The sequence below is a fragment of the Halomonas sp. E14 genome (genome assembly GCF_052568415.1).
In genome coordinates this window covers 725,249-747,996 of sequence record NZ_CP199423.1, presented here as the reverse complement: position 1 = coordinate 747,996, position 22,748 = coordinate 725,249, and the positions used below count along the sequence as shown (strand labels likewise).

Sequence of the window (22,748 nt, the reverse complement as noted above, 5' to 3'; positions counted from 1 at the left end):
CACCGGTTGGCACTTGCCAAACCTGATCTCAGTTGTCGCGCCGATTCGATTTGCCGAAGGCCGATTTTCTCCGCCTGGCGACGCCGTCGCCAGGTCCCGCTTGCGCGCCCGCCAGGCGTCCTTTGCGACGAGGTACCTCCGCCCAGGTGTGGCAGAATGTCGCACCCCCGGCAGAATTCTTCTACCATGCTGCCTCGCACCGCCTATTGCCAGAGCCCCGTGACCACTCGATCACCAAGCCGCCCAAGCCTTCACGCACCAGGCTCAACTCGTGCAAAGTTCGACAATCGTCAAATTCCTATACGAGTTTCGCCATTGGGCGTGTTTCAGTCTTTGCTGCGGCTGCGATAGAATCGCTCTGATTTTTCGACCTGCATCACCCAACCGGGAGCGTCAGCCATGGCAGCCCGCCATGCTGGCTCTCGTTACGCGTTCGATGGGAACCTGACATGAGCACAGCATTAGAGCACCCGACCTACAATTACAAAGTAGTTCGGCAGTTTGCGATCATGACAGTGGTGTGGGGCATCGTGGGCATGCTCCTCGGTGTCATCCTTGCCGCACAGCTGGTTTGGCCGCAACTCAACCTCGATCTGCCTTGGACGAGCTTCGGCCGCCTGCGGCCTTTGCACACCAACGCCGTCATCTTCGCCTTCGGCGGCTCCGCCCTGATGGCGACTTCCTATTACGTGGTGCAGCGCACCTGCCAGACCCGGCTGTTCTCCGACAAGCTGGCGGCCTTCACCTTCTGGGGTTGGCAAGCCGTCATCGTGTCGGCGGTCATCACCCTGCCGCTGGGCTACACCACCACCAAGGAGTACGCCGAGCTGGAGTGGCCGATCAACATCCTGATCGCCGTGGTATGGGTCAGCTATGCCGTTGTCTTCCTGATGACCATCAAGCAGCGCAGGACCTCCCACATCTACGTGGCCAACTGGTTCTTCGCCGCCTTCATCCTCACCGTGGCGGTGCTGCACATCGTCAACAACGCGGCGATCCCGGTCACCTTCATGTACTCCACCTCCATCTACGCCGGCACCATCGATGCCATGGTGCAGTGGTGGTACGGCCATAACGCGGTGGGCTTCTTCCTGACTGCCGGCTTCCTCGGCATGATGTACTACTTCGTGCCCAAGCAGGCCGAGCGCCCGATCTACTCCTATCGCCTGTCGATCGTGCATTTCTGGGCCCTGATCATGATCTACATGTGGGCCGGCCCGCACCACCTGCACTACACCGCGCTGCCCGACTGGGCGCAGTCGCTGGGCATGGTCATGTCGATCATCCTGCTGGCGCCCTCCTGGGGCGGCATGATCAACGGCATGATGACCCTGTCCGGCGCCTGGCATAAGCTGCGCACCGACCCGACCCTGCGTTTCCTGGTCGTCGCCCTCTCCTTCTACGGCATGTCGACCTTCGAAGGCCCGATGATGGCGGTGAAGACCGTCAACGCCCTCTCCCACTACACCGACTGGACCATCGGTCACGTCCACGCCGGCGCCCTGGGCTGGGTGGCGATGATCACCATCGGCTCCATGTATCACCTGATTCCGCGCCTGTTCGGCCGCACCGAGATGCATTCGGTCGGGCTCATCGCCGTGCACTTCTGGCTGGCCACCATCGGCACCGTGCTCTACATCGCCTCCATGTGGGTCAACGGCATCCTGCAGGGCCTGATGTGGCGCGCCATCAACCCCGACGGCACGCTGATGTACACCTTCATCGAGTCGGTCGAGGCCAGCGGTCCGGGCTATGTCGTACGCCTCATCGGCGGCCTGTTCTGGATCGTCGGCATGCTGATCATGGCGTACAACGTCTTCATGACCATCAAGCGCAGCGAAGCCGCCGAGCGCCAGCCGCTGGCACAGACCGCCTGAGCAAACAGGGAAAACGTCACCCATGAAACACGAGATTGTCGAAAAGAACGTTGGCCTGCTTGCCGTGCTGATACTGGTGGTGATCAGTTTTGGCGGCCTGGCCGAGATCGTGCCGCTATTCTTCCAGAAGCAGACCACAGAGCCGGTCGACGGGCTGCGCCCGCTCTCCGCCCTGGAGCTCGAAGGCCGCGACATCTACCGTCGCGAAGGCTGCGTCGGCTGCCACTCGCAGATGATCCGCCCGTTCCGCGCCGAGACCGAGCGCTACGGTCATTACAGCGTGGCCGGCGAATTCATCTACGAGCACAACTTCCTGTGGGGCTCCAAGCGCACCGGCCCGGACCTGGCGCGCGTTGGCGGCCGCTACAGCGACGACTGGCACCGTGCCCACATGTACAACCCGCGCGACGTGGTGCCCACCTCGATCATGCCCTCCTATCCGTGGCTGTTCGAGCGCACCCTCGACGGCCGCGACACGCCGCGCAAGATGGAAGCCCTGCGCCGGCTGGGCGTGCCTTACACCGACGAGGACATCGCCAACGCCACGCGCGACGTGCGCGGACAGCAGGAGATCACCGCGCTGGTCGCCTACCTCCAGCAGCTGGGCACCGTGCTCGAGGGCACGCGCTGACATGGATACCGGGACGTTTCGCGGCATCATTACCTTTTTGCTGATCGTGGCTTTCCTGGGCATTACCTGGTGGGCCTACTCCCGGCGGCGCAAGCCGGATTTCGAAGAGGCAGCCCAACTGCCCTTCGCCGAAGACGATGAGCAACTCAACCGTGACAGCAGCGCCTCGCAGCCGTACTCGCAGAGTGGTCAAGAAGGCGACGCAGATTCCCGAAAAGACAGGGGAGACAAGAACACATGAGCAACTTCTGGGATGACTCCCTTTCCGGGTTCTGGAGTGCCTGGATCATCATTCTGACGCTGGGCTCCATCGCCTTCGCCTTCTGGATCCTCTACGCCAACCGCAAGACCGACAAGGTGCCGGATGCCGATGGCAACGTGGAAACCACCGGGCACGCGGCCGACGAGATCGAGGAGTACGACAACCCTCTGCCGCGCTGGTGGTTCCAACTCTACGTGGCCACCGTGGTGTTCTCGCTGGGCTACCTGCTGCTCTATCCGGGCCTGGGCAACTTCACCGGGCTACTGGGCTGGAGCCAGGAAGGCCAGTGGGAGCGCGAGGTAGCGCGCGCCGAAGAGCGTTTCACCCCGATCTTCTCCCGCTTCCAGGAGATCCCCATCCCCGAGCTGGCGCGGGACGCCGAGGCCATGCAGGTCGCCGAGCGAATCTACCAGAACAACTGCGCGGTCTGTCACGGCGCCAACGCCCAGGGCGGCTACGGCTTCCCCAACCTGACCAACGACGACTGGCTCTACGGCGGTGAGCCCGAACAGCTCATGACCACGCTGGTGCGTGGCCGCAACGGCCTCATGCCTTCGTTCCAGACCTTGGGCGAGAACAACATCGAGAACGTGACCCAGCACGTGCTCGCGCTGTCGGGCCTCGAGCACGATGCCGAGCGGGCCGAAGTGGGCGCCGCGGTCTTCGCCTCGGTGTGTGCGGCCTGCCACGGCCCCAGCGGCACCGGCAACCAGGCGCTGGGCGCACCCAACCTGACCAACGATATCTGGCTGTATCAGGCCCCTGGTCAGAGCGTGGCCGACTCCGTGCGCCAGACGCTGCGCAACGGGCGTAACGGCCACATGCCGGCTCAGGCTGCCTATATCGGTGAGGAACGCGTCCATCTGGTCGCCGCCTACGTCTACAGTCTGCGTTTCCGCGATTAATCGACGCCAGGCATGGCTGGCCTGCGACCTCCTGTCGCAGGCCAGCCGTTTAAGTCAGGGCGCTCGGTACAATGAAGCCTCTTCATTGCCCTCCTTCTGCGGGCCCCTCAACCCCGCCGCGAGTCCGACATGAGCCAGAAAATCCCAACGCAAGACGTGACCCCGGAACCGGCGGTTCAGCCAGCGACGCCTGGCACCGTCCAGCAGGAGATGTATGCCAAGCGGCAGCACATCTACGTGCGTGAAATCAAGGGACTGTTTCAGCGGGTGCGGCGTGTTGCGAACTGGGCCCTGATGCTGGCCTTCTTCGCCCTGCCCTGGCTCACCTGGGGCGATCGGCCGATGATCTGGTTCGACCTGCCGGGGCGTGAGTTTCATATCTTTGCCGCCACCTTCTATCCCCAGGAGTTCATTCTGCTCTCCTGGCTGCTGATCATCTGCGCCTTCGGACTGTTCTTCATCACCGTCTTTGCCGGCCGCGTCTGGTGCGGCTATACGTGTCCGCAAAGCGTCTGGACCTATCTCTATATCTGGGTGGAGCACCGCCTGGAAGGCTCGCGCAATCGCCGTATCAAGCTCGACCGCGAGCCGATGAGCTTCGATAAGGCCTGGCGCAAGAGCGCCAAGCATGCCGTGTGGCTGGCCATCGCCCTGGCCACCGGGGTAACTTTCGTCGGTTATTTTACGCCGATCCGCGAACTCGTGATCGAACTCCCTACCCTGCGGGCCCACGGCTGGTCCTATTTCTGGGTCGGGTTCTTCGTTGTCTTCACCTATCTCAACGCCGGCTGGCTACGCGAGCAGGTGTGCATTTACATGTGCCCCTATGCCCGCTTCCAGTCGGTGATGTTCGACGCCGACACCTTGATCGTCTCCTACGACGCGGCCCGCGGTGAGCCCCGCGGCTCACGCAAAAAAAGCCTGACCCACGAGCAGGCGCGCGCCGCCGGGCACGGCGACTGCATCGACTGCGACCTCTGCGTGCAGGTCTGCCCCACCGGCATCGATATTCGCAAGGGGCTGCAGTACGAGTGCATCACCTGCGCGGCCTGCATCGACGCCTGCGACAGCGTGATGGACCGCATGAACTACCCGCGCGGGCTGATTCGCTATACCACCGAGAACGCCCTGGAAGGAAAGCGGTCCCATATCCTGCGGCCGCGCCTGCTTGGCTATTTCGCCGCTCTGGTGGTGATGGTGGGCCTGTTCGTGTGGGCGCTGGGCGACCGCATGCCGCTTGGCTTCGAAGTGGAGCGCGAGCGTGGCCAGCTCTACCACATGACCCGCGACGGCCGTATCAGCAATGTCTACACCCTCACCGTGCGCAACCTCGACGACAGCGACCACGTATACGACCTGAGCGCCAGCGGCCTGCCGGGGCTGGCACTCGACACCGCAACGCTCAGCGTGCCCGCCGGGAGCTCGCGCCTGTTCGCCGTACAGGTCACGGCAGACCCTGCGGTGCTGGAACTCCCCAGCCATCCGATTCAGCTGCACCTGGCGTCGCAGCAAAACACGCAGATCCGCATCGATCGCGACACTCGCTTCATCGGCGACACCCGGAGATGACCCCATGACGACGACTCCCTCCCCCTGGTACAAGCAGTTCTGGCCCTGGTTCCTGCTCGGCCTGCTGATGCTGTCGATCAGCGTCAGCTCCACCTTCGCCGTGCTCGCCGTACGCTCAGCGGACGGCATGGTGCAGGAGGATTACTACGAACACGGCCGCGCCATCAACATGGTGCTGGCCAAGCAGCAGCGCGCCCATGAGCTCAATCTTGCGGCCGACCTGCGCGTCGACCCGCTGACCAGTGACATCATCGTCCAGCTCGACGGCGACGACCGCCCCGAGCGGCTCTACCTGCGTCTGATCTTCCCCACCCAGGACAACCGCGACCAAGACCTGGTGCTCGAGCATGTACGCGACGGCCGCTATCTTGGCCAGGCGCCCGACAACCTGCGCTACCGCTGGTACCTGCAGCTGCATCCGAGCGAGCAGCAGCCCGAGTGGCGCCTGGTCGGCGAAGCCAGCTTTCCCAGCGAAACGAGCTTTGATCTGACGCCGGGCGTACCGGCACGCACGTGAGCCGAGCCACGCCTTGAGCCAGCCCACCATGACTCAGTCAGTCGACCCGATGGAGCCGGCCGACACCGGCTGCTATCACTGCGGCAGCAGCGTACCGCCAGGGGCGCCCTGGACCATCGTTCTGGACGACAGGACGCACCCGCTGTGCTGCCCCGGCTGCGAGGCGGTGGCCCACGCCATCGTCGACGGCGGTCTTGGCAGCTATTATCGCTTTCGCACCGAGCTGCCCGAGCGCCCCGACGAGCGCCAGGCGGTCAAGGCCGAGACTTGGGCAGTGTTCGACGACCCGGGGTTGCAGCGCCAGTTCGTGCATACGGAAGGGGACGATGGGGAGCTGTACGCCACCTTGGCGGTGGACGGCATCACCTGCGCCGCCTGCGCCTGGCTGATCGAGCATCGGCTCAATGCCCTCGAGGGGGTGACGTCCAGTGCCGTCAACCTGAGCCACCATCGCGTCCGCGTAGCCTGGGACCCGGCCCGGCTCAAGCTGTCGCGTATCCTCGCCGAGATGGCCGCCATCGGCTACAGCGCCCAGCCTTACGAGCCGGACGCCGCCCAGCAGCGGCTGCAGTTCGAGGAGCGCATGAACATTCGTCGCTTGATCGTGGCGGCGGTGGGCATGGCCCAGGTCATGATGTTCTCGATCCCCATTTACATGTCCGGCCCCGGCGAGATCAGCGAGGACTTCTACGCCCTGTTCCATTGGCTGTCGTTCGCCCTGGCCACGCCGGTGGTGTTCTTCTCGGCCATGCCGTTCTTCCGCAATGCGGTACGCGACCTGCGCACCCGCGTGCTGGGCATGGACGTACCGGTCTCCATCGCCATCGGTGGCGCCTATCTCGCCAGCGGCTACGCGGTGCTTGCCGACACCGGTGAGGTCTACTTCGACTCGGTGGCCATGTTCACCTTCTTCCTGCTGTTCGGCCGCTATGTAGAAGCCCGCGCGCGGCGCCGCAGCGGCCACAGCGGCAACGCCATGGCCGGCGCCCTGCCGCTTTCCGCCATGCGCCTGGAGCCTGAAGGTCAAGAGCGCATTCTGCCGGCCAGCGAGCTCGTCGCCGGCGATCGCGTGCTGATCAAGCCTGGCCATGGGGTGCCCGCCGACGGGGTCATCGAGGAGGGAGAATCGAGCCTCGATGAGTCAATGCTCACCGGCGAATATCTGCCGGTGACCCGCCGCGTCGGCGACAGCATCACCGGCGGCAGCCAGAACATCGAAAGCCCGCTGGTGGTGCGCGTCACCCATGCCGGCAAGGACGCTAGGGTGGCGAGCATCGTCGACCTGACCGACCGCGCCTTCGCCAGCCGCCCGCGCCTGGCCCAACTGGCCGCACGCATGTCGCACCTGTTCGTGCTGCGGCTGCTGCTGGTGACCGTCTGTGTCACCACCGCCTGGTGGTTCATCGACCCCAGCCGCATGCTGTGGGTGATGCTCTCGGTGCTGGTGGTGACCTGCCCCTGCGCCCTGGCGCTGGCCACCCCCACCGCCTTAACCGCCGGCCACGGTCAGCTGCGCCGCCGGGGCATCCTGATCACCCGCGCCGACGCCATCGAGTCGCTGTCACAGGTGGACCGGGTGATCTTCGACAAGACCGGCACCCTGACCTGCGGTGAAATGCAGCTCATCGACACCCGCCCTTTCGAAGGCATTACCGGCGAGCGGGCACGCACCCTCGCCGCCGCCCTGGAAGCGCACTCGGAGCACCCCATTGCCCGCGCCTTCCGCCCATGGCGTCAGGCCACGGTGGATGCCAGCGACAGAGCCAGCCGCACCGGCCAAGGGGTCGAAGGGGTGATAGATGGCAAGCGTTGGCGCTTGGGACGCGCCGACTTCGTTGCGCCGGATCTCACCCTTGCGCCGCCCGGGGAAGGCCAGTGGCTACTGCTCGGCGAAGAGGGGGAGCCCCGCGCCTGGTTCGCCCTGCGCGACCGACTGCGCGAAGACGCAGTAGATACCATTGTCGAGCTAAAAAACCGCGGCATTCAGGTCGAGCTGCTCTCCGGGGATACCGCCGAGGCCGTGCGCGGCATGGCCGAGCAGCTGGGCATCGACACCTGGCAGGCCGGCGCCAGCCCCGAGGACAAGCTGGCGCGCATTCGCGAGTGCCAGGCGGCCGGCGAGAAAGTGGCCATGATCGGCGACGGCATCAACGACGTCCCGGTGCTGGCCGGCGCCGATGTCTCGATCGCCATGAATGGCGCCACCGACCTCGCCCGGACCAGCGCCGACGCCGTGTTGCTGAGTCCGCGCCTGTTGCGTATCGTCGAGGCGATCGAGATCGCCCGCGCCACCCGGCGCATCATGCGCCAGAACATGATCTGGTCAGTGTGCTATAACTTCTCGGCGCTGCCCCTGGCCGCCATCGGCATCGTGCCGCCCTGGGTCGCTGCGCTGGGGATGTCGGGCAGCTCGCTGGTGGTAGTGGGCAATGCCCTGCGGCTCAACCGTTTCCGGCTGCGCCCGGCGCCGGTGCCGACACCCGACGCACGATTGGTGAATGCATGACCATTCTGTACCTGCTTATTCCGCTCTCGCTGATTCTGCTCGGCCTGGCCGTATGGGCCTTCTTCTGGGCGGTGAAGAACGATCAGTTCGAGGACCTGGAAGGCCCTGCCCACCGCATCCTGTTCGACGAGGACGAGAACGACCTGACCGCGGAGGAGCGCGAGAAGCGTCGCAAGCCGGCCGAGAAGCACGACGGGCCGGCGAAGCACTGATGGACCCGACGGGGCTCGGCCTGCCGCCGCTGCTGGCGGCCTTCGTCTTCGGCCTGCTCGGCGGGGCCCACTGCATCGGCATGTGCGGCGGCATCATGAGCGCGCTGACTTTCGCCGTGCCGCCCAGCATGCGCAGCCCTGCCCGTCTGAGCGGGCTGCTGCTCGGCTATAACCTGGGGCGAATCCTGAGCTACATGGCGGCCGGTGCGCTGGTCGCCGCGCTCGGCACCGTGATTGCCCTGGCGCCCGCCACCCGCCTGGCGATGCAGGTCTTCGCTGCAATCATGCTGATCCTGATGGCACTTTACATCGCCGACTGGTGGAAGGGGCTGCTCAGGGTCGAAGCGATGGGCAAGCGGCTGTGGCGTCACCTCGAGCCCTTCAGCCGGCGCCTGATGCCCGTGGTCAAGGTACCCCAGGCCTTGGCGCTGGGCGCAATATGGGGCTGGCTGCCGTGCGGGCTGGTCTACTCCATGTTGGCCTGGAGCCTCGCCACGGCCCAGCCGTTGCAAGGCGCGCTGCTGATGGGCGCCTTTGGCCTGGGCACCCTGCCTGCGCTGCTGGCCACCGGCCTGGCCGCGCGCCAGCTGGGGGCACTCATACGCCACCGCGCCACGCGCACCCTGGCGGCATTGCTCATCATCCTATTCGCCGTCTGGCAACTGTTCGCCGCACTGCCGCACGGCCATTGACGCGACTTTAACGGCACATTTCACTTCGCTTGACTCAGCTCAATCCGCCTAAAGCCGCCTGCCGCTAGCATGTGAACACCCAACGCACTGCGGAGTGCCCACATGTCAGTCCCTGCGATGTCCGAGCATCGAGCGATGTCCGATCCCTTCGTCTGGGACGAGGCGCTGCTGCGCCGCTACGACACCAGCGGCCCGAGGTATGCCTCGTATCCGACCGTGCTCTCCTTCGAGGAACGCTTCACCGAAGCGGACTATGTTTCGGCGCTGGCACGCAGCAATGCCGGCGGCAAACCGCTTTCGCTCTACGTGCATATCCCGTTCTGCCGCAGGACTTGCTCCTACTGCGCCTGCCACAAGATCGTCAGCAAGGCGACGCGGGTGGTCGAGCCCTACATCTCGCGGCTGGACCGGGAAATGGTCCTGGCCAGGTCGCACCTCGACACCCGTCGCGAGGTAGCCCAGCTGCACTGGGGAGGCGGTACGCCTACCTATTTCAGCCTCGACCAGATGAGCGACCTCATCGACCGCCTCGATGCCCGGTTCGGCCTTTCCAGCGACCGTAGCCGTGACTATGCCATCGAGATTGACCCGCGCGAGGCCGACGTCTTCACCCTTCGCCATATTCAGGCACTGGGCTTCAATCGGCTCAGCCTCGGGGTTCAGGATCTTGACCCCCGCGTTCAGCGCGCCGTCAATCGCGTGCAGCCGCGCATCCTGACCGAGGCACTGCTCGACGAGGCCGACCGCCTCGGCTTTCGCTCATTGAACCTAGATTTGATCTACGGCCTGCCCTTCCAGACCCGTGATAGCTTCGCCGCCACCCTGGAGCAAGTGATCGCCATGGCCCCGGCCAGGCTATCAATCTTCAACTATGCCCACATGCCGGATCGCTTCGCGCCTCAGCGGCGCATCCGCGAGGAAGACCTACCCGGCGCGGAAGAAAAGCTGGCCATCCTGCGCACCACCATCACTATGCTGACCGAGGCGGGCTACGTTCACATCGGCATGGACCACTTCGCCAGACCCAGCGACAGCCTGGCCATCGCCCAGCGCCAGGGCACCCTGCAGCGCAACTTCCAGGGCTATTCGAGCCATGCCCAGTGCGACCTGGTGGGGCTGGGCATGTCGGCGATCTCCTGCATCGACGACGTCTACGCCCAGAACGCCACCAACATGGACGACTACGAGACGGCGCTGGACGCCAGCCATCTGCCCATAGCCCGCGGCATTCGCCTGAGCTTCGACGACCGCGTCAGGCGCTATGCCATCGAACGGCTGATGTGCGACATGCAGCTGGATCTCGGCCTACTGGGTGAACGCTTCGGCATCGATGCCTTGCGCTATTTCGCCGAGGCCCTGGCCCGGCTTCAGATTGCCCAGCAGGATGGGCTGGTCGAGTTCGACGGTCGGCGCCTCGTTGCCACCCCTATGGGACGCCTGCTGGTACGGCACCTGGCCATGGCTTTCGACGGTCGGCTAGCGCCGCACGCCGCCGCTCGCTACTCACGAATCCTGTAGTCTCCGGCGCCTCGCGACACCCTGTCAGGAAAATGGTGCACTAATCGACAAGGGGGGCATTTTCCCCGAAGGCAGAATGTTCCATAATGCCTCCATGATCCCCATCAAGGAGGCGGCCATGGCTGTCGATGCGGCCAATGCGGTCGGCAAGCGGCGTTCGCTACTGCATGAGACCCGGTGCCAGAACTGCAGCCTGAGTTCTCTCTGTCTTCCGCTCGCCCTCGAGCTGGAAGACATGGAGCAATTTGACGCCATCATTCGGCGGCGCGCCCCGCTGAAAAAAGGCGAGTCGCTGTTTCGGCAGGGCAATGCCTTCAACAGCGTCTTTGCGGTGCGCTCCGGCAGCCTCAAGCAGATCACCACCGAAGGCTCGGGTGACGACCAGGTCACCAATTTCTACCTGCCCAGCGAACTGGTCGGCCTCGACGGTATCGATGAAGAGGTCTACCCCGGCAGCGTGATCGCGCTGGAGACCACCACGGTCTGCGAGATCCCCTTCGACCGTCTCGACTCGCTCTCCGAGCAGCTGCCAGAGCTGCGCGGCCAGCTCTATCGCAGCATGAGCAAGGAGCTGCGCGACGACCGCCGCATGATGCGACTGCTGTCACGCAAGACCGCCGACCAGCGCCTGGCGAGCTTCTTCTCCAGCCTGTCGGACCGTTTCCGGAGGCGTGGCTACTCGCCGTACAGCTTCCGGCTCTCCATGTCGCGTGCCGATATCGGCAACTATCTGGGGCTTGCCGTGGAAACGGTCAGCCGCATTCTCGGGCGCTTCCAGCAGCAGGGCCTGGTGGAGGTCTCCGGTCGCGAGGTCAATATCCTCAACCTCGAGGCGTTGATTGCCCAGGCCCAGGACGACCACTGAACACCGCGCTCGCGCACTCCTGAACAAGACGACGTAAAAGCAACAACCCCTGCGAGGCAAGCTTCGCAGGGGTTGTTCATGCTGTGGCTTGCGGCAAGCGCCGCCTGGCCAACTCAGGCGTGGCGGCCCAGCTCCAGGGCGTCGATGCGGTTGGCGCGCCGCCGTGAGCGCTCCTCTTCCAGGCCGGCGAAGTCGAACAGATCGCGGTCGGCCAGCTGTGAGGGTGCCACATTGGTCACCGCCTTGAACATGGTCTCGAGCCGCCCCGGATGCTTGGCCTCCCACTCGGCCAGCATCTCCTTGACGATTTGGCGCTGCAAGTTGGGCTGCGAGCCGCACAGGTTGCAGGGGATGATCGGAAAATCCATCAGCCTCGCAAACTCGGCGATATCAGCCTCGCGGCAGTAGGCCAGCGGGCGAATCAGGATGTTCTTACCATCATCGGAAAGCAGCTTGGGCGGCATGGCCTTGAGACTGCCACCATAGAACATGTTCAGGAACAGTGTCTCCAGTATGTCTTCCCGATGATGGCCGAGCGCCACCTTGGTGGCACCGATCTCTTCGGCAAAGCCGTACAGCGAGCCGCGGCGAAGCCGGGAGCAGAGCGCGCAAGTGGTCTTGCCCTCCGGGGTCTTCTCCTTCACCACCGAATAGGTGTCGCGCTCCAGAATGTAGTATTCGATGCCGATCGAATCGAGATAGGCCGGCAGCACGTGCTCGGGAAAGCCGGGCTGCTTCTGGTCCAGGTTGACCGCCACCAGCGAGAAATTCACCGGCGCATTGCGCTGCAGGTTGCGCAGGATTTCCAGCAGCGTGTAGCTGTCCTTGCCGCCGGACAGGCACACCATCACGCGATCACCCTCATGGATCATGCCGTAATCGATGATCGCGTGTCCGACCTGGCGCCGCAGGCGCTTCTGCAGCTTGTTGAACTCGCGCTTCTGCTTGGCATCGAGCTCGGCAAGCGGGTCGCTCCTCACGCTGCCTGGCGATTCGGGAACAACGGCGTCGCTACGCACATCGAGGTGACGCGGATCGAAGGTCATCGGGTTGAGCATGGTCGGCGCTGCCATGAAAACGGGGTGGGTAATGGGCGCACATCCTACCATTACCCGAGTCGCCAGGCGATGCCGCGCCGGCCGTCACGCCTGCTGGCACAGCGGCAGCGCACCCCGCTCGAGGCGAAGGTAGATCAGCGCCGTGGTAACGGCGTCACCCAGGGCAGTATGGCGGCCCATCACCGGCACGCCGAGGCTTTCCGCCGCCGCCTCGAAGCGAACCCCCGTAGCCTCGGGTTCCATGACGCTGCGCCGCTGCTGGCGCAAATAGTGCTGGGCAACATCGATTCCGCTGTTGGGCAGGTCGAAGCCGAAGCGCGGCCTCAGCTGGCGGTTGAGAATCGCCAGATCGAACTCCAGCCGCCAGCCCAGCAGGGGGCGATTGCCGATGAAATCGAGCAGCTTGTCCAGAGCCTGATCCAGGTTCTCGCCATCGACCAGGTCGACGCCTCGCAGCCCGTGGATGCGGATGGAGTCGCCGGTCAGCGTGGCCGGGCGCTGCAGATGCAGAACCAGGGACTCGCTGGTCAGCACCCGGTCGCCCCGCACCTTGACGGCAGCGATGGAAACAGGCTCTGCCTTACGCGGGTCGGTACCTGTCGTTTCGCAGTCGATGGCCACCAGCTCGTCGCCGGTATAGGGGTGGAACAGCCAGGCATATTCGCCATTGGCGTGTCGGCGCCGATCGTTGACCCGGCGCAGTGCGCGTAACATTCAGGACCTCCTGTTGTTGTCCTAAGCCTGGCCTCCGACCCTGCGGATCAGGAATACTCCAGGTGGTAGCGTTGTGAGAGGTGCTGCTTGAATTCCTTGACGATATGCAGGGCTTCGCGCAACAGGTCGCGTTCCAGCGACGACAGCTGCTGCACCACGACACGGTCGGGGCTCTTGCCTTCCGCCTTGCCGTCGAGGCGTGCCAGCTGCTGCTTGAGCCTGAGCTCGGTGAACAGTGACAGCGCCTCGGCGAGATCCTCGGCCATGCGCTCCTCCAGGCGGCCGTCGGCCGCCAGCGCCTCGAGCCGTTCCAGCGTCGAGGTGGGCTTGATGCGCCGCTCGAGCGCCATGGTCCTCACCCCATGCACGATGGGGAAGATCCCGCCCTTCTTAATGTCGATACCGTGCTGCGGTTTTTTCAGCGAGCCGAACAGCGTCAGCGGTGTGGAAAAACGCAGCGCCGCACGGGCAAAATAGGAGAGCAGTATCTCGTCGCGGGAACAGTGCTCGAACATCGCTTCGCGCACCCTGTCCAGCAGCGCGGGGTTACCCGCCACGGCATGGGAGTCGAGCAGAATGGCCAGCTTCATCAGGCTGTCGCCGTCACGGGCCCGCGCCCAGCGCGCAATTCGCTCGCGCCATTTCGCCACGCTGCCGACCCACTCCGGGTTGCATACCATGATGTTGCCGGGGCACGGCGGATAGCCCAGCTCGATCAGGGTCTCCGTGAGCCGCTGCATCTGCGCCTGCACATCGGGCCATTCGAGGCCGTCGGCCAGGATCAGCCCATTGTCCTGGTCGGTCTTGAGGATCTGCTCGCCGCGCCCTTCACTACCCATCACCATCAGGCAGCTGTCGCGGTGGTAGCGCTCGTCGATGAGAAAGCCCCACGCCTTCGACATGATTCGGCCGTTCAGCGCCGCCAACAGCCCCATGGCAAAGCGCAGCTTGACGCCCTGGGCCATCAGCGCCTTGACCAGCTCCGGCGTACGGCGGCTGGCGCGGAACAGCGCGTCCAGGCTCTCGGCCTGTTCGACCTGCAGGCTGACCACATAGCTGCGACTGGAGAAGTAGCTCAGCACATCGGTCAGCTCGACAACCCCGATGGGCGTTGCTGCGTCCATGACCACCACTCGCTCGACCTTGAAGCGCGTCATGGTCACCAGCACTTCGAACAGGTACTGGTCCGGACCCACCGTCACCAGTTCGAAATGCGCGACATCCCGAATCAGGCTATCGAGCGCCTTCCCCTCGAGCACCAGCGCATTGAGCAGGTCGGTCTTGGTGACCATCCCGGCGCCCTGGGTATCCTTGACGAGCAGGCTGTCGGCATGGCTGTCGTGCAAGGTGGCCACCGCCTCGGCAATGGTCGCCTGAGGCCCCACGCATAACGGGGCGCGCATGCATTCGCTGACCTTCGCCAACATGAACCCCGCCATGGTCACCCCGCCCTCCGCGCGCTGCTCGGTCAGCAGGCGCGCCTTATGGGCCAGGGTCTGGCGGAAGAACTCAGCAAAGGGAGGAAAATCTTCGCACAGCTGCAGGAACAGCGCCTTGGGCAGCAGGTAGCAGAGGCTCTCCTGCTCGGCGCGGAAGCGGTAGCGGCTCTTGCCGTTCAGGATGCTGATGGCACCGAACAGATCGCCCGCCGTGTAGTGGCCGATCCGTTCGCGGGCGCCCGGCAGGGTGGTGTCGAGTTCGGCGACCTCACCCTTGTGGATCAGGAAGACGTACTCTCCCGGCTGCCCGGTTTCGAGGATGATCTCGTCACGATCGAAGTAAGCCAGGTCGATGCCACCACGAACGCGCTCACGCCCGGCTTCATCCAGAAAGGAGAACGGCGGCTGAGAGAGATCCACATCGACCATGTGCTGCTGCCCTCGTAGTTCGGCCTCGGCCGGATTCAATCCTGTTCATGGGCACCCTGAAGTCGCCGACGCGTGACGCTGCCGAAGCCGGCCGGCTTCCGTCGCTATCGCACATGCTGACCGGATACCGAGACCGGCTTGATGCGGCAAGCCGTGAGCCCCGGCCGTGACGAAAATGCTGCATCCGCACACTGCACGCGCTTCATCAAGGGCAGAATAACAACTTCATCTTTTGCGATATAAGCTAGACCATCGTCCTAGCGCACCCGGTGAACGTTACATTGACATCAACAACACTAGACGATGGTATAACCCTCCACCTTATAGACAAAAGTCAAAGAGAATACGGCGCTAGACAATCGTCCAACCCCGGCGGGGATCTTGCGGCGATCTTACTCTAATTACAATACTAAGTTATTGATTTAAAACGTGAAAAATAAAAACCAGTCGATTACATTTTGCTCATGATACCAAAGTCTGGGATTTATTTTTGAGGGTTATTGACCAGTATTGCTTCTGAGTCACACAGGGCATACGCACATCAAAATAGCGCTTCGCCACCAGGATAAAAGGCGACGCTGTCAGCGACACGAGACCAAGGAAGCATGACAAGAAAAGGCGCTAGCGAGCGCTGACAAAAAAGCGACCTGTCCTTTGACTTTGTAGGTGACCCTGATGAGGCATGGTAACGCTCCGAGCAATTCCCCAACCTCAAAAACAAGTGGAGAGCAACACTATGGCAGATGATAAATCCAATGCTGCTGCGTACTGGTCGGCGAACCTTCGCCTGATCACAGGCTGTTTGATCGTTTGGGCCCTGGTTTCCTATGGCTTCGCCATTCTCCTGCGCCCCCTGCTGTCAGGCATCCCCATCGGGGGAACGGATCTCGGCTTCTGGTTCGCCCAGCAGGGTTCCATTCTGACCTTTATCGGCCTGATCTTCTTCTACTCATGGAAGATGAACAGGCTGGACCAGAAGTACGGCCTCGGGGAGTAAGCCAGAATGAGTCAGTTTGCCATCAACCTGCTATTCGTAGGCGGCTCCTTCGCCATCTACATCGGCATCGCCATCTGGGCGCGTGCCGGCTCCACTAAAGACTTCTACGTCGCCGGTGGCGGCGTGCACCCCGTGACCAACGGCATGGCAACGGCGGCCGACTGGATGTCCGCGGCCTCGTTCATCTCCATGGCCGGCCTGCTGGCCTCTGGCGGCTACGCCAACTCCTCGTTCCTGATGGGCTGGACCGGTGGCTACGTCATCCTGGCCATGCTGCTTGCGCCCTATCTGCGCAAGTTCGGCAAGTTCACCGTGCCCGACTTCATCGGTGACCGCTTCTACAGCACCACGGCGCGTACCGTGGCGGTGGTGTGTCTGATCATCGCTTCCGTCACCTACGTTATCGGTCAGATGACCGGTGCCGGCGTGGCGTTCTCACGCTTCCTCGAGGTGAGCAACAACACGGGCATCTGGATCGCGGCGATCATCGTTTTCTTCTATGCCGTTTTCGGCGGTATGAAGGGCATCACCTACACCCAGGTGGCGCAGTACATCGTTCTGATCATCGCCTACACCATCCCGGCGGTGTTCATTGCCCTGCAGCTGACCGGCAACCCGATCCCGATGTTCGGCATGTTCAGCACGCACAACGAGTCCGGCATGCCGCTGCTGGCCAAGCTGAGTGAAGTGCTGGTCGAACTGGGCTTCCGCGACTACGCCGCAGACGTGGACAACAAGCTGAACATGACGCTGTTCACCCTATCGTTGATGGTGGGTACCGCGGGTCTGCCCCACGTCATCATTCGCTTCTTCACGGTACCGAAGGTGGCCGATGCACGCTGGTCTGCCGGCTGGGCGCTGGTGTTCATCGCCCTGCTCTACCTGACCGCACCGGCAGTGGCCTCCATGGCACGCCTGAACCTGCTGACCACCGTCTATCCCGAGGCGGCCGGCCAGGTTGCCAGCTACGAAGACGCCATGGCCGAGCCGATCCTCTATGAAGAGCGTCCGGACTGGTTCCGTACCTGGGAAGACACCGGTCTGATCACCTTCACGGATCACAACAACGACGGCCGCATCCAGCTCTACAACGATGCCAACCCGGCGTTCGCGGGAACCGCAGAAGAGCGCGGCTGGGCCGGCAACGAGCTGGTGGTCAACAACGACATTCTGGTACTGGCCAACCCGGAAATCGCCAACCTTCCGCCGTGGGTCGTGGGCCTGATCGCTGCTGGTGGTATTGCCGCCGCACTCTCCACCGCAGCGGGCCTGCTGCTGGCGATCTCTTCCGCCATCAGTCATGACCTGATCAAGAAGACCATCAATCCCAACATTTCCGAGAAAGGGGAAATGCTTGCCGCGCGGATCGCCATGGCTGGTGCCATCCTGCTGGCAACCTACCTGGGCTTGAACCCGCCTGGCTTTGCCGCGCAGGTGGTTGCCTTGGCCTTCGGTATCGCCGGTGCGTCACTCTTCCCGGCCATCATGATGGGTATCTTCTCCAAGCGGGTGAACAGCACGGGCGCCATCGTCGGCATGCTGGCCGGCCTGCTCTCGACGCTGCTCTACATCTTCACCTACCTGGGCTGGTTCTTCATTCCGGGCACCAACATGCTGCCCAACACGGAGCCGAACTGGGTCATGGGCATCTCGCCGCTCTCCTTCGGAGCCGTCGGTGCGCTCATCAACTTCGGCGTCGCCTACGCTATCTCCAGCGTCACCGCGGAGCCGCCGCAGGAGATCCAGGACCTGGTGGAAAGCGTGCGCTATCCGAAAGGCGCTGGCGCAGCCATCGACCACTAAGCCATAATGGCATCCCGGCTCGGCCCATGCCGGCCGGGACTCAATCTGGATCGGGCTTCCCTCGGGAAGCCCGATTTCTTTCAGGAAAAAGGCATATGATTTGGCATCTGATTGCAGCCGCCTTCGCTGGCCTGGGGGCCGCAGGCATTGGCTTACTGTTGCGCTTTGCCAGCGGCAAGCGCCTGCCGCGGTGGATCATTCCGGTGTTTGCCGGCCTCGGCATGCTGGGCTATCAGATTCACTATGAATACACCTGGATCGACCACAAGCAGAGCCAGCTCCCTGCCACCTCCCAGGTGGTCGAGACCGAACAGGGCCAGGCGTACTGGCGCCCCTGGACCTTCTTCTTCCCCATGACCATTGCCTTCACCGTGGTGGATACCGCCAGCATGGCGATCTACCAGAGCGACGAGCACCAACTGGTCGAATTCATCCTCTATCGCTTCGAGAAGGATTACGTCGACAGGCTCTCGCACCAGGCGTACCTGATGAACTGCACTTCCGCCGAAATGGCCCCCCTGGCCGGTGAACCTCGCCAACCGCGCGTTTCACAGCTGCGCGCCATCGACAGGCAGTCTCGACTCTATCAGGCAGTCTGCCACGCCTGACCCCTGGCGGGCCGGCATTCGCCATGCCGGCCATGCACCCAGCGCGGCTGTTCCTGACACCGTAATCCCATAGAATGAAACGCGACACCCAGGGGGCTACGCATGTATTCCGGTTGGCTGCTGGTTACCGTCTCGCTGCTCTACATTGCCGTACTGTTCGCCATCGCCTGGCGCGGCGATCGCCATGCGCGAAAGCATGGGGCTAGCCGCCGCCGGCCGATCATCTATATCCTTGCGCTGGCGATCTACTGCACCTCGTGGAGCTTTTACGGGGCGGTCGGCCAGGCCGCCACGGCCGGCTGGTCCTTTGCCAGCATCTATGTGGGGCCGATCCTGACCTTCCTGCTGTTCTGGCCCGTACTGGCCAAGATGATCCGGGTGGCGAAGCGCCAGAACATTACCTCCATCGCCGATTTCATCGCCTCGCGCTACGGCAAGACCCAGTCGCTGGCCGCCTTCGCCAGCCTGGTCGCTCTGATCGGCACCCTGCCCTACATCGCCCTGCAGCTGAAGGCGGTCGCCACTTCCTTTGCGGTGCTCACCGACGCCACGGACATCACCCACACCCCGCTGTTTGCCGACACAGCCTTCTATGTGGCACTGGTCATGGCGGCCTTCGCCATTCTGTTCGGCACCCGGCACACCGATGCGACGGAGCACCACGAGGGGCTGATTCACGCAGTCGCCTTCGAGTCGCTGGTAAAGCTGCTTGCCTTCCTGCTCCTCGGAGCCTACGTCACCTGGGGGATGTTCAACGGCCTCGGCGACCTGATGAGCCGGGCCGATAGCCAGCTTGAACTGCAGCGCCAGCTGGCCGACCAGAATTTCGGTCAGAGCTTCTGGGCCCAGACGCTGCTGGCCATGCTGGCGGTCTTCTGCCTGCCGCGTCAGTTCCATGTCGCCGTGGTGGAGAACACCCACCCGGACGATGCGGCCAAGGCGCGCTGGCTCTTCCCGCTTTATCTGATCGCCTTCGCCTTCTTCATCCTGCCCATCGCCGCGGCCGGCCTGGCCCTGTTCCCCGACGGCTCGGTCGAGCCCGATACCTTCGTGCTGGCCCTGCCCATGGCAGCGGGGAACGACTGGCTGACGCTGCTGACCTACATCGGTGGCTTCTCGGCGGCCACCGGCATGGTCATCGTGGCTACGGTGGCGGTGTCGATCATGATCTCCAACGAGATCGTCATCCCGCTGCTGTTCCGCCTGCGCTGGCTGGATACGCGGCCGCGCGACTATGGCAGGTTGGTGCTGCAGGCGCGGCGCATCACCATCGTGTTTATCCTGGCGCTGGCCTACGGCTTCTATCACCTGATCGGCGAATTCAGCTCGCTGGCAGCGATCGGCATGCTCTCCTTTGCCGCTGCCGCCCAGTTCGCGCCGGCCCTGCTGGGCGGCCTGTACTGGAAACGCGGCAATCGCCTGGGGGTGATCGTCGGCATGAACGCCGGCTTCCTGATCTGGGCCTACAGCCTGCTGATGCCGGCGATGATCCAGGGCGGCGTGTTACCCGCCCACTGGCTGGCCGGCGGCCCCTTCGGCATCGCCTGGCTGACTCCCACCTCGCTGTTCGGCCTCAACTTCGGCGATACCTTCACTCACGGCGTGATGCTCTCGCTGGGGGTCAACCTGTTCTGCTACATCTTCATTTCGCAGGTCACTTCCCAGCGTGTCGTGGAGAGAATCCAGGCCTCGCTGTTCGTCGACAGCGTCGAGACCCGTCAGACCTCGATCAACCGCCCCTGGACCGGCGCCACCACGGTGGGTGATCTCAAGGTGCTGTGCGAACGCTTCCTCGGCGCCAACCAGGTTCAGCGGGCCTTTGATGACTATGCCCGACGCACCAGCAAGCCCCTGGAAGACGGCAACCGCGCCTCCATCGACGTGATCCAGTTCACCGAGCGCTTCCTCGCCTCGGTGCTCGGCGCCTCGTCGGCGCGCATCGTGGTCAACTCGGCGCTGCAGGGGCGCGGGATCGGCATCTCCGACGTGATATCCATCGTCGACGAAGCCTCGCAGGTGCTGGAGTTCAACCGCGCCCTGCTGCAGGCCACCATCGAGAACATCAACCAGGGCATCAGCGTGGTCGACCAGAACATGCGCCTGGTGGTGTGGAACCAGCGCTACCTCGAGCTGTTCCGCTTCCCGGATCATCTGATCCGGGTCGGGGCGCCCATCGACAAGATCTTCCGCTACAACGCCCATAACGGCGAATACGGCCCCGGCGACCCCGAGGAGCACGTTCAGCTGCTGATCGACAATATCCGCGACGGCCAGCCCCACCGCTACGTGCGCTACCGACAGGACGGCAGCGTGCTGGAGGTGCAGGGCAACCCCATGCCGGGCGGCGGCTTCGTCTACACCTACCAGGACATCACCCAGCAGAAGCGCATCGAGGAAGCGCTGATTCGCTCCGAGAACAATATCCGCATCTACACCGACAACGTGCCGGCGCTGATCGCCTACTTCGACAAGGAGTGCCGCTACCTCTTCACCAACCGTGCCTACGAGCAGGCGTTCGGCATCGACCGCAACGAGGTGATCGGCAAGCATGTCAACTCGGTGATCGGCGGGGACCTGGCCCTGGAGCGCGAACCCTGGATTCGTCGCGCCCTGGCCGGCGAACGGGTCAGCTTCGAAGTGTCGATGCACAGCGAAGAAGGGCTGCGCTACATGCTGGTGACCTATACTCCCCACTTCGGCGACAGCGGCGCCATCCTCGGCTTCTTCTCTCTGTATCAGGACATCACCGAGCGACGCCTGGCGGAGATCGCGCTCAAGGAGACCAACGAGACCCTGGAAGTGCGCGTACGCGAGCGCACCCTGGCTCTCTCCGAGGCCAACGCCGCGCTGCGCCAGGAGAATCGCGTGCGCGCGGAGGCCGAGCAAGCCCTGCGCCAGGCCAAGCAGCTCGCCGAGGACGCCAACGCCTCCAAGACCCGCTTCCTGGCCGCGGCCAGCCACGACCTGCTGCAACCGCTCAACGCGGCCCGCCTGTTCACCTCTGCACTGTCGCAGGATGTGACCGATGACACCATGAAGCGCACCATCGGCCATATCGACAACTCATTGCAGGCCGCCGAGGAGCTGCTGGGCACCCTGCTTGACATCTCCAAGCTCGATGCCGGGGCGCTGACACCGCGGCGCAGCCACTTCCCCCTCACCGACATTCTCAAGCCGCTGTACGCCGAGTTTGCCGTCATGGCCGATGATCGCGGCCTCGATCTCGCCATGGTGCCCACTCGTCAGTGGGTCGACAGCGATCCCCAGATGCTGCGGCGAATCATTCAGAACTTCCTCTCTAACGCCATTCGCTACACCCAGGAGGGACGCGTGCTGCTCGGCTGCCGCCGTCACGGCCAGCGCCTGTCGATCGAGGTTTGGGACAGCGGACCAGGGATACCCGAATCGAAGCAGACCGAGATCTTCCAGGAGTTTCGCCGCCTGGATCAGGCGTCGCGGCACAAGGAGAGCGAGAAGGGGCTGGGGCTGGGGCTGTCGATCGCCGATCGCATGAGCCGGGTGCTCGACCATCCGATTCGGGTACGCTCGTGGGAGGGCATCGGCACGGTGTTCTCGGTCACGGTGCCCATCGTGGCCGCTCGCCCCCATCAGGAAGAGCAGGAGCAGGCCCCGCGACGCGCCGGCAACAAGCTCGCCGGCACCCACATCCTGTGCATCGACAATGAAACGCTCATCCTGGAAGGCATGAAGGCGATGCTATCGGGCTGGGGCTGCGTAGTGTTCACCGCCACCACCATCGGTGGCGCCAAGTCGATCCTGCGTAATCTCGATGGCGAGCCCGACGCGATACTGGCCGATTACCACCTCGACAATGAGATCACCGGACTGATGGCGCTGGAGGCGATCAGCGAACGGCTGCAGGGCGCCGTACCAGGCATCGTGATCACCGCGGATCGTACCGAGGAGGTGGCCGAGGAGATCCGTCGCAGCGGCTACCACCTGCTGCAGAAGCCGGTGCGCCCCGCCGCCCTGCGCGCGCTGCTGACAAGGACCCTGCAGGCCAGCCGGGCCAACCGCCTGGAAGAGTGAAAGCCGCGAGTAGGCCTGCGAGTGATCCGTTATGGCGCCGCTCAGCGCATCGGCCCGGCAGATGCCGGGCCGATGCGTAGGTGAGAATCGCCGGGG

Annotated in this window: 18 protein-coding genes; 15 read left to right on the top strand and 3 right to left on the bottom strand. The window is 63.9% G+C overall.

Translation table 11 applies throughout. The features are described 5' to 3' along the window. The first annotated feature begins 449 nt into the window (after positions 1-449). The 11 genes from ccoN (at position 450) to fnr (ending at position 11,554) form a co-directional block, all read left to right on the top strand. On the top strand, positions 450-1,877 hold the full coding sequence (gene ccoN, locus ACT7B3_RS03405) for a cytochrome-c oxidase, cbb3-type subunit I (RefSeq protein ID WP_444678358.1): 1,428 nt from the start codon (positions 450-452) through the stop codon (positions 1,875-1,877). Between the two features lie 22 nt (positions 1,878-1,899). Then, complete coding sequence (gene ccoO / locus ACT7B3_RS03400) at positions 1,900-2,508, top strand: cytochrome-c oxidase, cbb3-type subunit II (RefSeq protein ID WP_445156859.1); 609 nt, start codon at positions 1,900-1,902, stop codon at positions 2,506-2,508. A gap of 1 nt (position 2,509) precedes the next feature. Beyond that, positions 2,510-2,749 (top strand): cbb3-type cytochrome oxidase subunit 3, encoded by a 240-nt coding sequence (locus tag ACT7B3_RS03395; protein WP_444678360.1) that lies wholly within the window; start codon positions 2,510-2,512, stop codon positions 2,747-2,749. Beyond that, the gene (ccoP, locus tag ACT7B3_RS03390) at positions 2,746-3,675 is read left to right on the top strand and encodes a cytochrome-c oxidase, cbb3-type subunit III (RefSeq protein ID WP_445156858.1); all 930 of its coding nucleotides are present in this window, start codon (positions 2,746-2,748) and stop codon (positions 3,673-3,675) included. Before ACT7B3_RS03395 ends, ccoP begins: the two co-directional genes overlap by 4 nt. A gap of 129 nt (positions 3,676-3,804) precedes the next feature. Beyond that, positions 3,805-5,244, top strand: coding sequence for a cytochrome c oxidase accessory protein CcoG (ccoG, locus tag ACT7B3_RS03385; protein WP_445156857.1), 1,440 nt, complete (start codon positions 3,805-3,807; stop codon positions 5,242-5,244). A 4-nt stretch (positions 5,245-5,248) separates the two neighbouring features. Next, positions 5,249-5,761 carry a FixH family protein gene (locus ACT7B3_RS03380; RefSeq protein ID WP_445156856.1) on the top strand — a complete coding sequence of 171 codons (513 nt, stop codon included), beginning with the start codon at positions 5,249-5,251 and terminating at the stop codon, positions 5,759-5,761. A 28-nt stretch (positions 5,762-5,789) separates the two neighbouring features. After that, positions 5,790-8,267: a heavy metal translocating P-type ATPase gene (locus tag ACT7B3_RS03375; RefSeq protein ID WP_445156855.1), complete on the top strand. Its 2,478-nt coding sequence runs from the start codon at positions 5,790-5,792 to the stop codon at positions 8,265-8,267. Further along, a complete protein-coding gene (gene ccoS, locus ACT7B3_RS03370) occupies positions 8,264-8,479 on the top strand; it encodes a cbb3-type cytochrome oxidase assembly protein CcoS (RefSeq protein ID WP_444678361.1) in 216 nt (71 codons plus the stop codon). Before ACT7B3_RS03375 ends, ccoS begins: the two co-directional genes overlap by 4 nt. Continuing rightward, positions 8,479-9,171, top strand: coding sequence for a sulfite exporter TauE/SafE family protein (locus tag ACT7B3_RS03365; protein ID WP_444678362.1), 693 nt, complete (start codon positions 8,479-8,481; stop codon positions 9,169-9,171). The genes ccoS and ACT7B3_RS03365 overlap by 1 nt, the downstream gene beginning before the upstream one ends. 102 nt (positions 9,172-9,273) lie before the next feature. Then, positions 9,274-10,689: an oxygen-independent coproporphyrinogen III oxidase gene (gene hemN, locus ACT7B3_RS03360; protein WP_444678363.1), complete on the top strand. Its 1,416-nt coding sequence runs from the start codon at positions 9,274-9,276 to the stop codon at positions 10,687-10,689. A 118-nt stretch (positions 10,690-10,807) separates the two neighbouring features. Continuing rightward, positions 10,808-11,554 (top strand): fumarate/nitrate reduction transcriptional regulator Fnr, encoded by a 747-nt coding sequence (fnr, locus tag ACT7B3_RS03355; protein ID WP_445156854.1) that lies wholly within the window; start codon positions 10,808-10,810, stop codon positions 11,552-11,554. Between the two features lie 113 nt (positions 11,555-11,667). Here fnr and ttcA read toward each other — a convergent pair whose 3' ends face one another. The 3 genes from ttcA to ACT7B3_RS03340 form a co-directional block, all read right to left on the bottom strand. Continuing rightward, positions 11,668-12,612 carry a tRNA 2-thiocytidine(32) synthetase TtcA gene (ttcA, locus tag ACT7B3_RS03350; protein WP_445156853.1) on the bottom strand — a complete coding sequence of 315 codons (945 nt, stop codon included), beginning with the start codon at positions 12,610-12,612 and terminating at the stop codon, positions 11,668-11,670. An 84-nt stretch (positions 12,613-12,696) separates the two neighbouring features. Further along, positions 12,697-13,326: a 3'-5' exonuclease gene (locus tag ACT7B3_RS03345; RefSeq protein WP_445156852.1), complete on the bottom strand. Its 630-nt coding sequence runs from the start codon at positions 13,324-13,326 to the stop codon at positions 12,697-12,699. Between the two features lie 47 nt (positions 13,327-13,373). Beyond that, positions 13,374-15,194, bottom strand: coding sequence for a putative nucleotidyltransferase substrate binding domain-containing protein (locus tag ACT7B3_RS03340; RefSeq protein WP_444678366.1), 1,821 nt, complete (start codon positions 15,192-15,194; stop codon positions 13,374-13,376). A 736-nt stretch (positions 15,195-15,930) separates the two neighbouring features. Between ACT7B3_RS03340 and ACT7B3_RS03335 the strand changes: the two genes are divergently transcribed. The 4 genes from ACT7B3_RS03335 (at position 15,931) to ACT7B3_RS03320 (ending at position 22,652) form a co-directional block, all read left to right on the top strand. After that, a complete protein-coding gene (locus ACT7B3_RS03335) occupies positions 15,931-16,191 on the top strand; it encodes a DUF4212 domain-containing protein (RefSeq protein ID WP_445156851.1) in 261 nt (86 codons plus the stop codon). A 6-nt stretch (positions 16,192-16,197) separates the two neighbouring features. Further along, positions 16,198-17,994 (top strand): sodium:solute symporter family protein, encoded by a 1,797-nt coding sequence (locus tag ACT7B3_RS03330; RefSeq protein ID WP_445156850.1) that lies wholly within the window; start codon positions 16,198-16,200, stop codon positions 17,992-17,994. A 95-nt stretch (positions 17,995-18,089) separates the two neighbouring features. Continuing rightward, on the top strand, positions 18,090-18,602 hold the full coding sequence (locus tag ACT7B3_RS03325; RefSeq protein WP_445156849.1) for a hypothetical protein: 513 nt from the start codon (positions 18,090-18,092) through the stop codon (positions 18,600-18,602). Positions 18,603-18,704: 102 nt separating this feature from the next. Further along, positions 18,705-22,652 (top strand): hybrid sensor histidine kinase/response regulator, encoded by a 3,948-nt coding sequence (locus ACT7B3_RS03320; RefSeq protein ID WP_445156848.1) that lies wholly within the window; start codon positions 18,705-18,707, stop codon positions 22,650-22,652. Positions 22,653-22,748 lie beyond the last annotated feature (96 nt).

Excerpts from the sequence above, each read along its gene's own strand:
- ccoN (WP_444678358.1), top strand. The coding sequence starts at position 450 with ATGAGCACAGCATTAGAGCACCCGACCTACAATTACAAAGTAGTTCGG.
- ccoO (WP_445156859.1), top strand. The coding sequence starts at position 1,900 with ATGAAACACGAGATTGTCGAAAAGAACGTTGGCCTGCTTGCCGTGCTG.
- ACT7B3_RS03395 (WP_444678360.1), top strand. The coding sequence starts at position 2,510 with ATGGATACCGGGACGTTTCGCGGCATCATTACCTTTTTGCTGATCGTG.
- ccoP (WP_445156858.1), top strand. The coding sequence starts at position 2,746 with ATGAGCAACTTCTGGGATGACTCCCTTTCCGGGTTCTGGAGTGCCTGG.
- ccoG (WP_445156857.1), top strand. The coding sequence starts at position 3,805 with ATGAGCCAGAAAATCCCAACGCAAGACGTGACCCCGGAACCGGCGGTT.
- ACT7B3_RS03380 (WP_445156856.1), top strand. The coding sequence starts at position 5,249 with ATGACGACGACTCCCTCCCCCTGGTACAAGCAGTTCTGGCCCTGGTTC.
- ACT7B3_RS03375 (WP_445156855.1), top strand. The coding sequence starts at position 5,790 with ATGACTCAGTCAGTCGACCCGATGGAGCCGGCCGACACCGGCTGCTAT.
- ccoS (WP_444678361.1), top strand. The coding sequence starts at position 8,264 with ATGACCATTCTGTACCTGCTTATTCCGCTCTCGCTGATTCTGCTCGGC.
- ACT7B3_RS03365 (WP_444678362.1), top strand. The coding sequence starts at position 8,479 with ATGGACCCGACGGGGCTCGGCCTGCCGCCGCTGCTGGCGGCCTTCGTC.
- hemN (WP_444678363.1), top strand. The coding sequence starts at position 9,274 with ATGTCAGTCCCTGCGATGTCCGAGCATCGAGCGATGTCCGATCCCTTC.
- fnr (WP_445156854.1), top strand. The coding sequence starts at position 10,808 with ATGGCTGTCGATGCGGCCAATGCGGTCGGCAAGCGGCGTTCGCTACTG.
- ttcA (WP_445156853.1), bottom strand. The coding sequence starts at position 12,612 with ATGCTCAACCCGATGACCTTCGATCCGCGTCACCTCGATGTGCGTAGC.
- ACT7B3_RS03345 (WP_445156852.1), bottom strand. The coding sequence starts at position 13,326 with ATGTTACGCGCACTGCGCCGGGTCAACGATCGGCGCCGACACGCCAAT.
- ACT7B3_RS03340 (WP_444678366.1), bottom strand. The coding sequence starts at position 15,194 with ATGGTCGATGTGGATCTCTCTCAGCCGCCGTTCTCCTTTCTGGATGAA.
- ACT7B3_RS03335 (WP_445156851.1), top strand. The coding sequence starts at position 15,931 with ATGGCAGATGATAAATCCAATGCTGCTGCGTACTGGTCGGCGAACCTT.
- ACT7B3_RS03330 (WP_445156850.1), top strand. The coding sequence starts at position 16,198 with ATGAGTCAGTTTGCCATCAACCTGCTATTCGTAGGCGGCTCCTTCGCC.
- ACT7B3_RS03325 (WP_445156849.1), top strand. The coding sequence starts at position 18,090 with ATGATTTGGCATCTGATTGCAGCCGCCTTCGCTGGCCTGGGGGCCGCA.
- ACT7B3_RS03320 (WP_445156848.1), top strand. The coding sequence starts at position 18,705 with ATGTATTCCGGTTGGCTGCTGGTTACCGTCTCGCTGCTCTACATTGCC.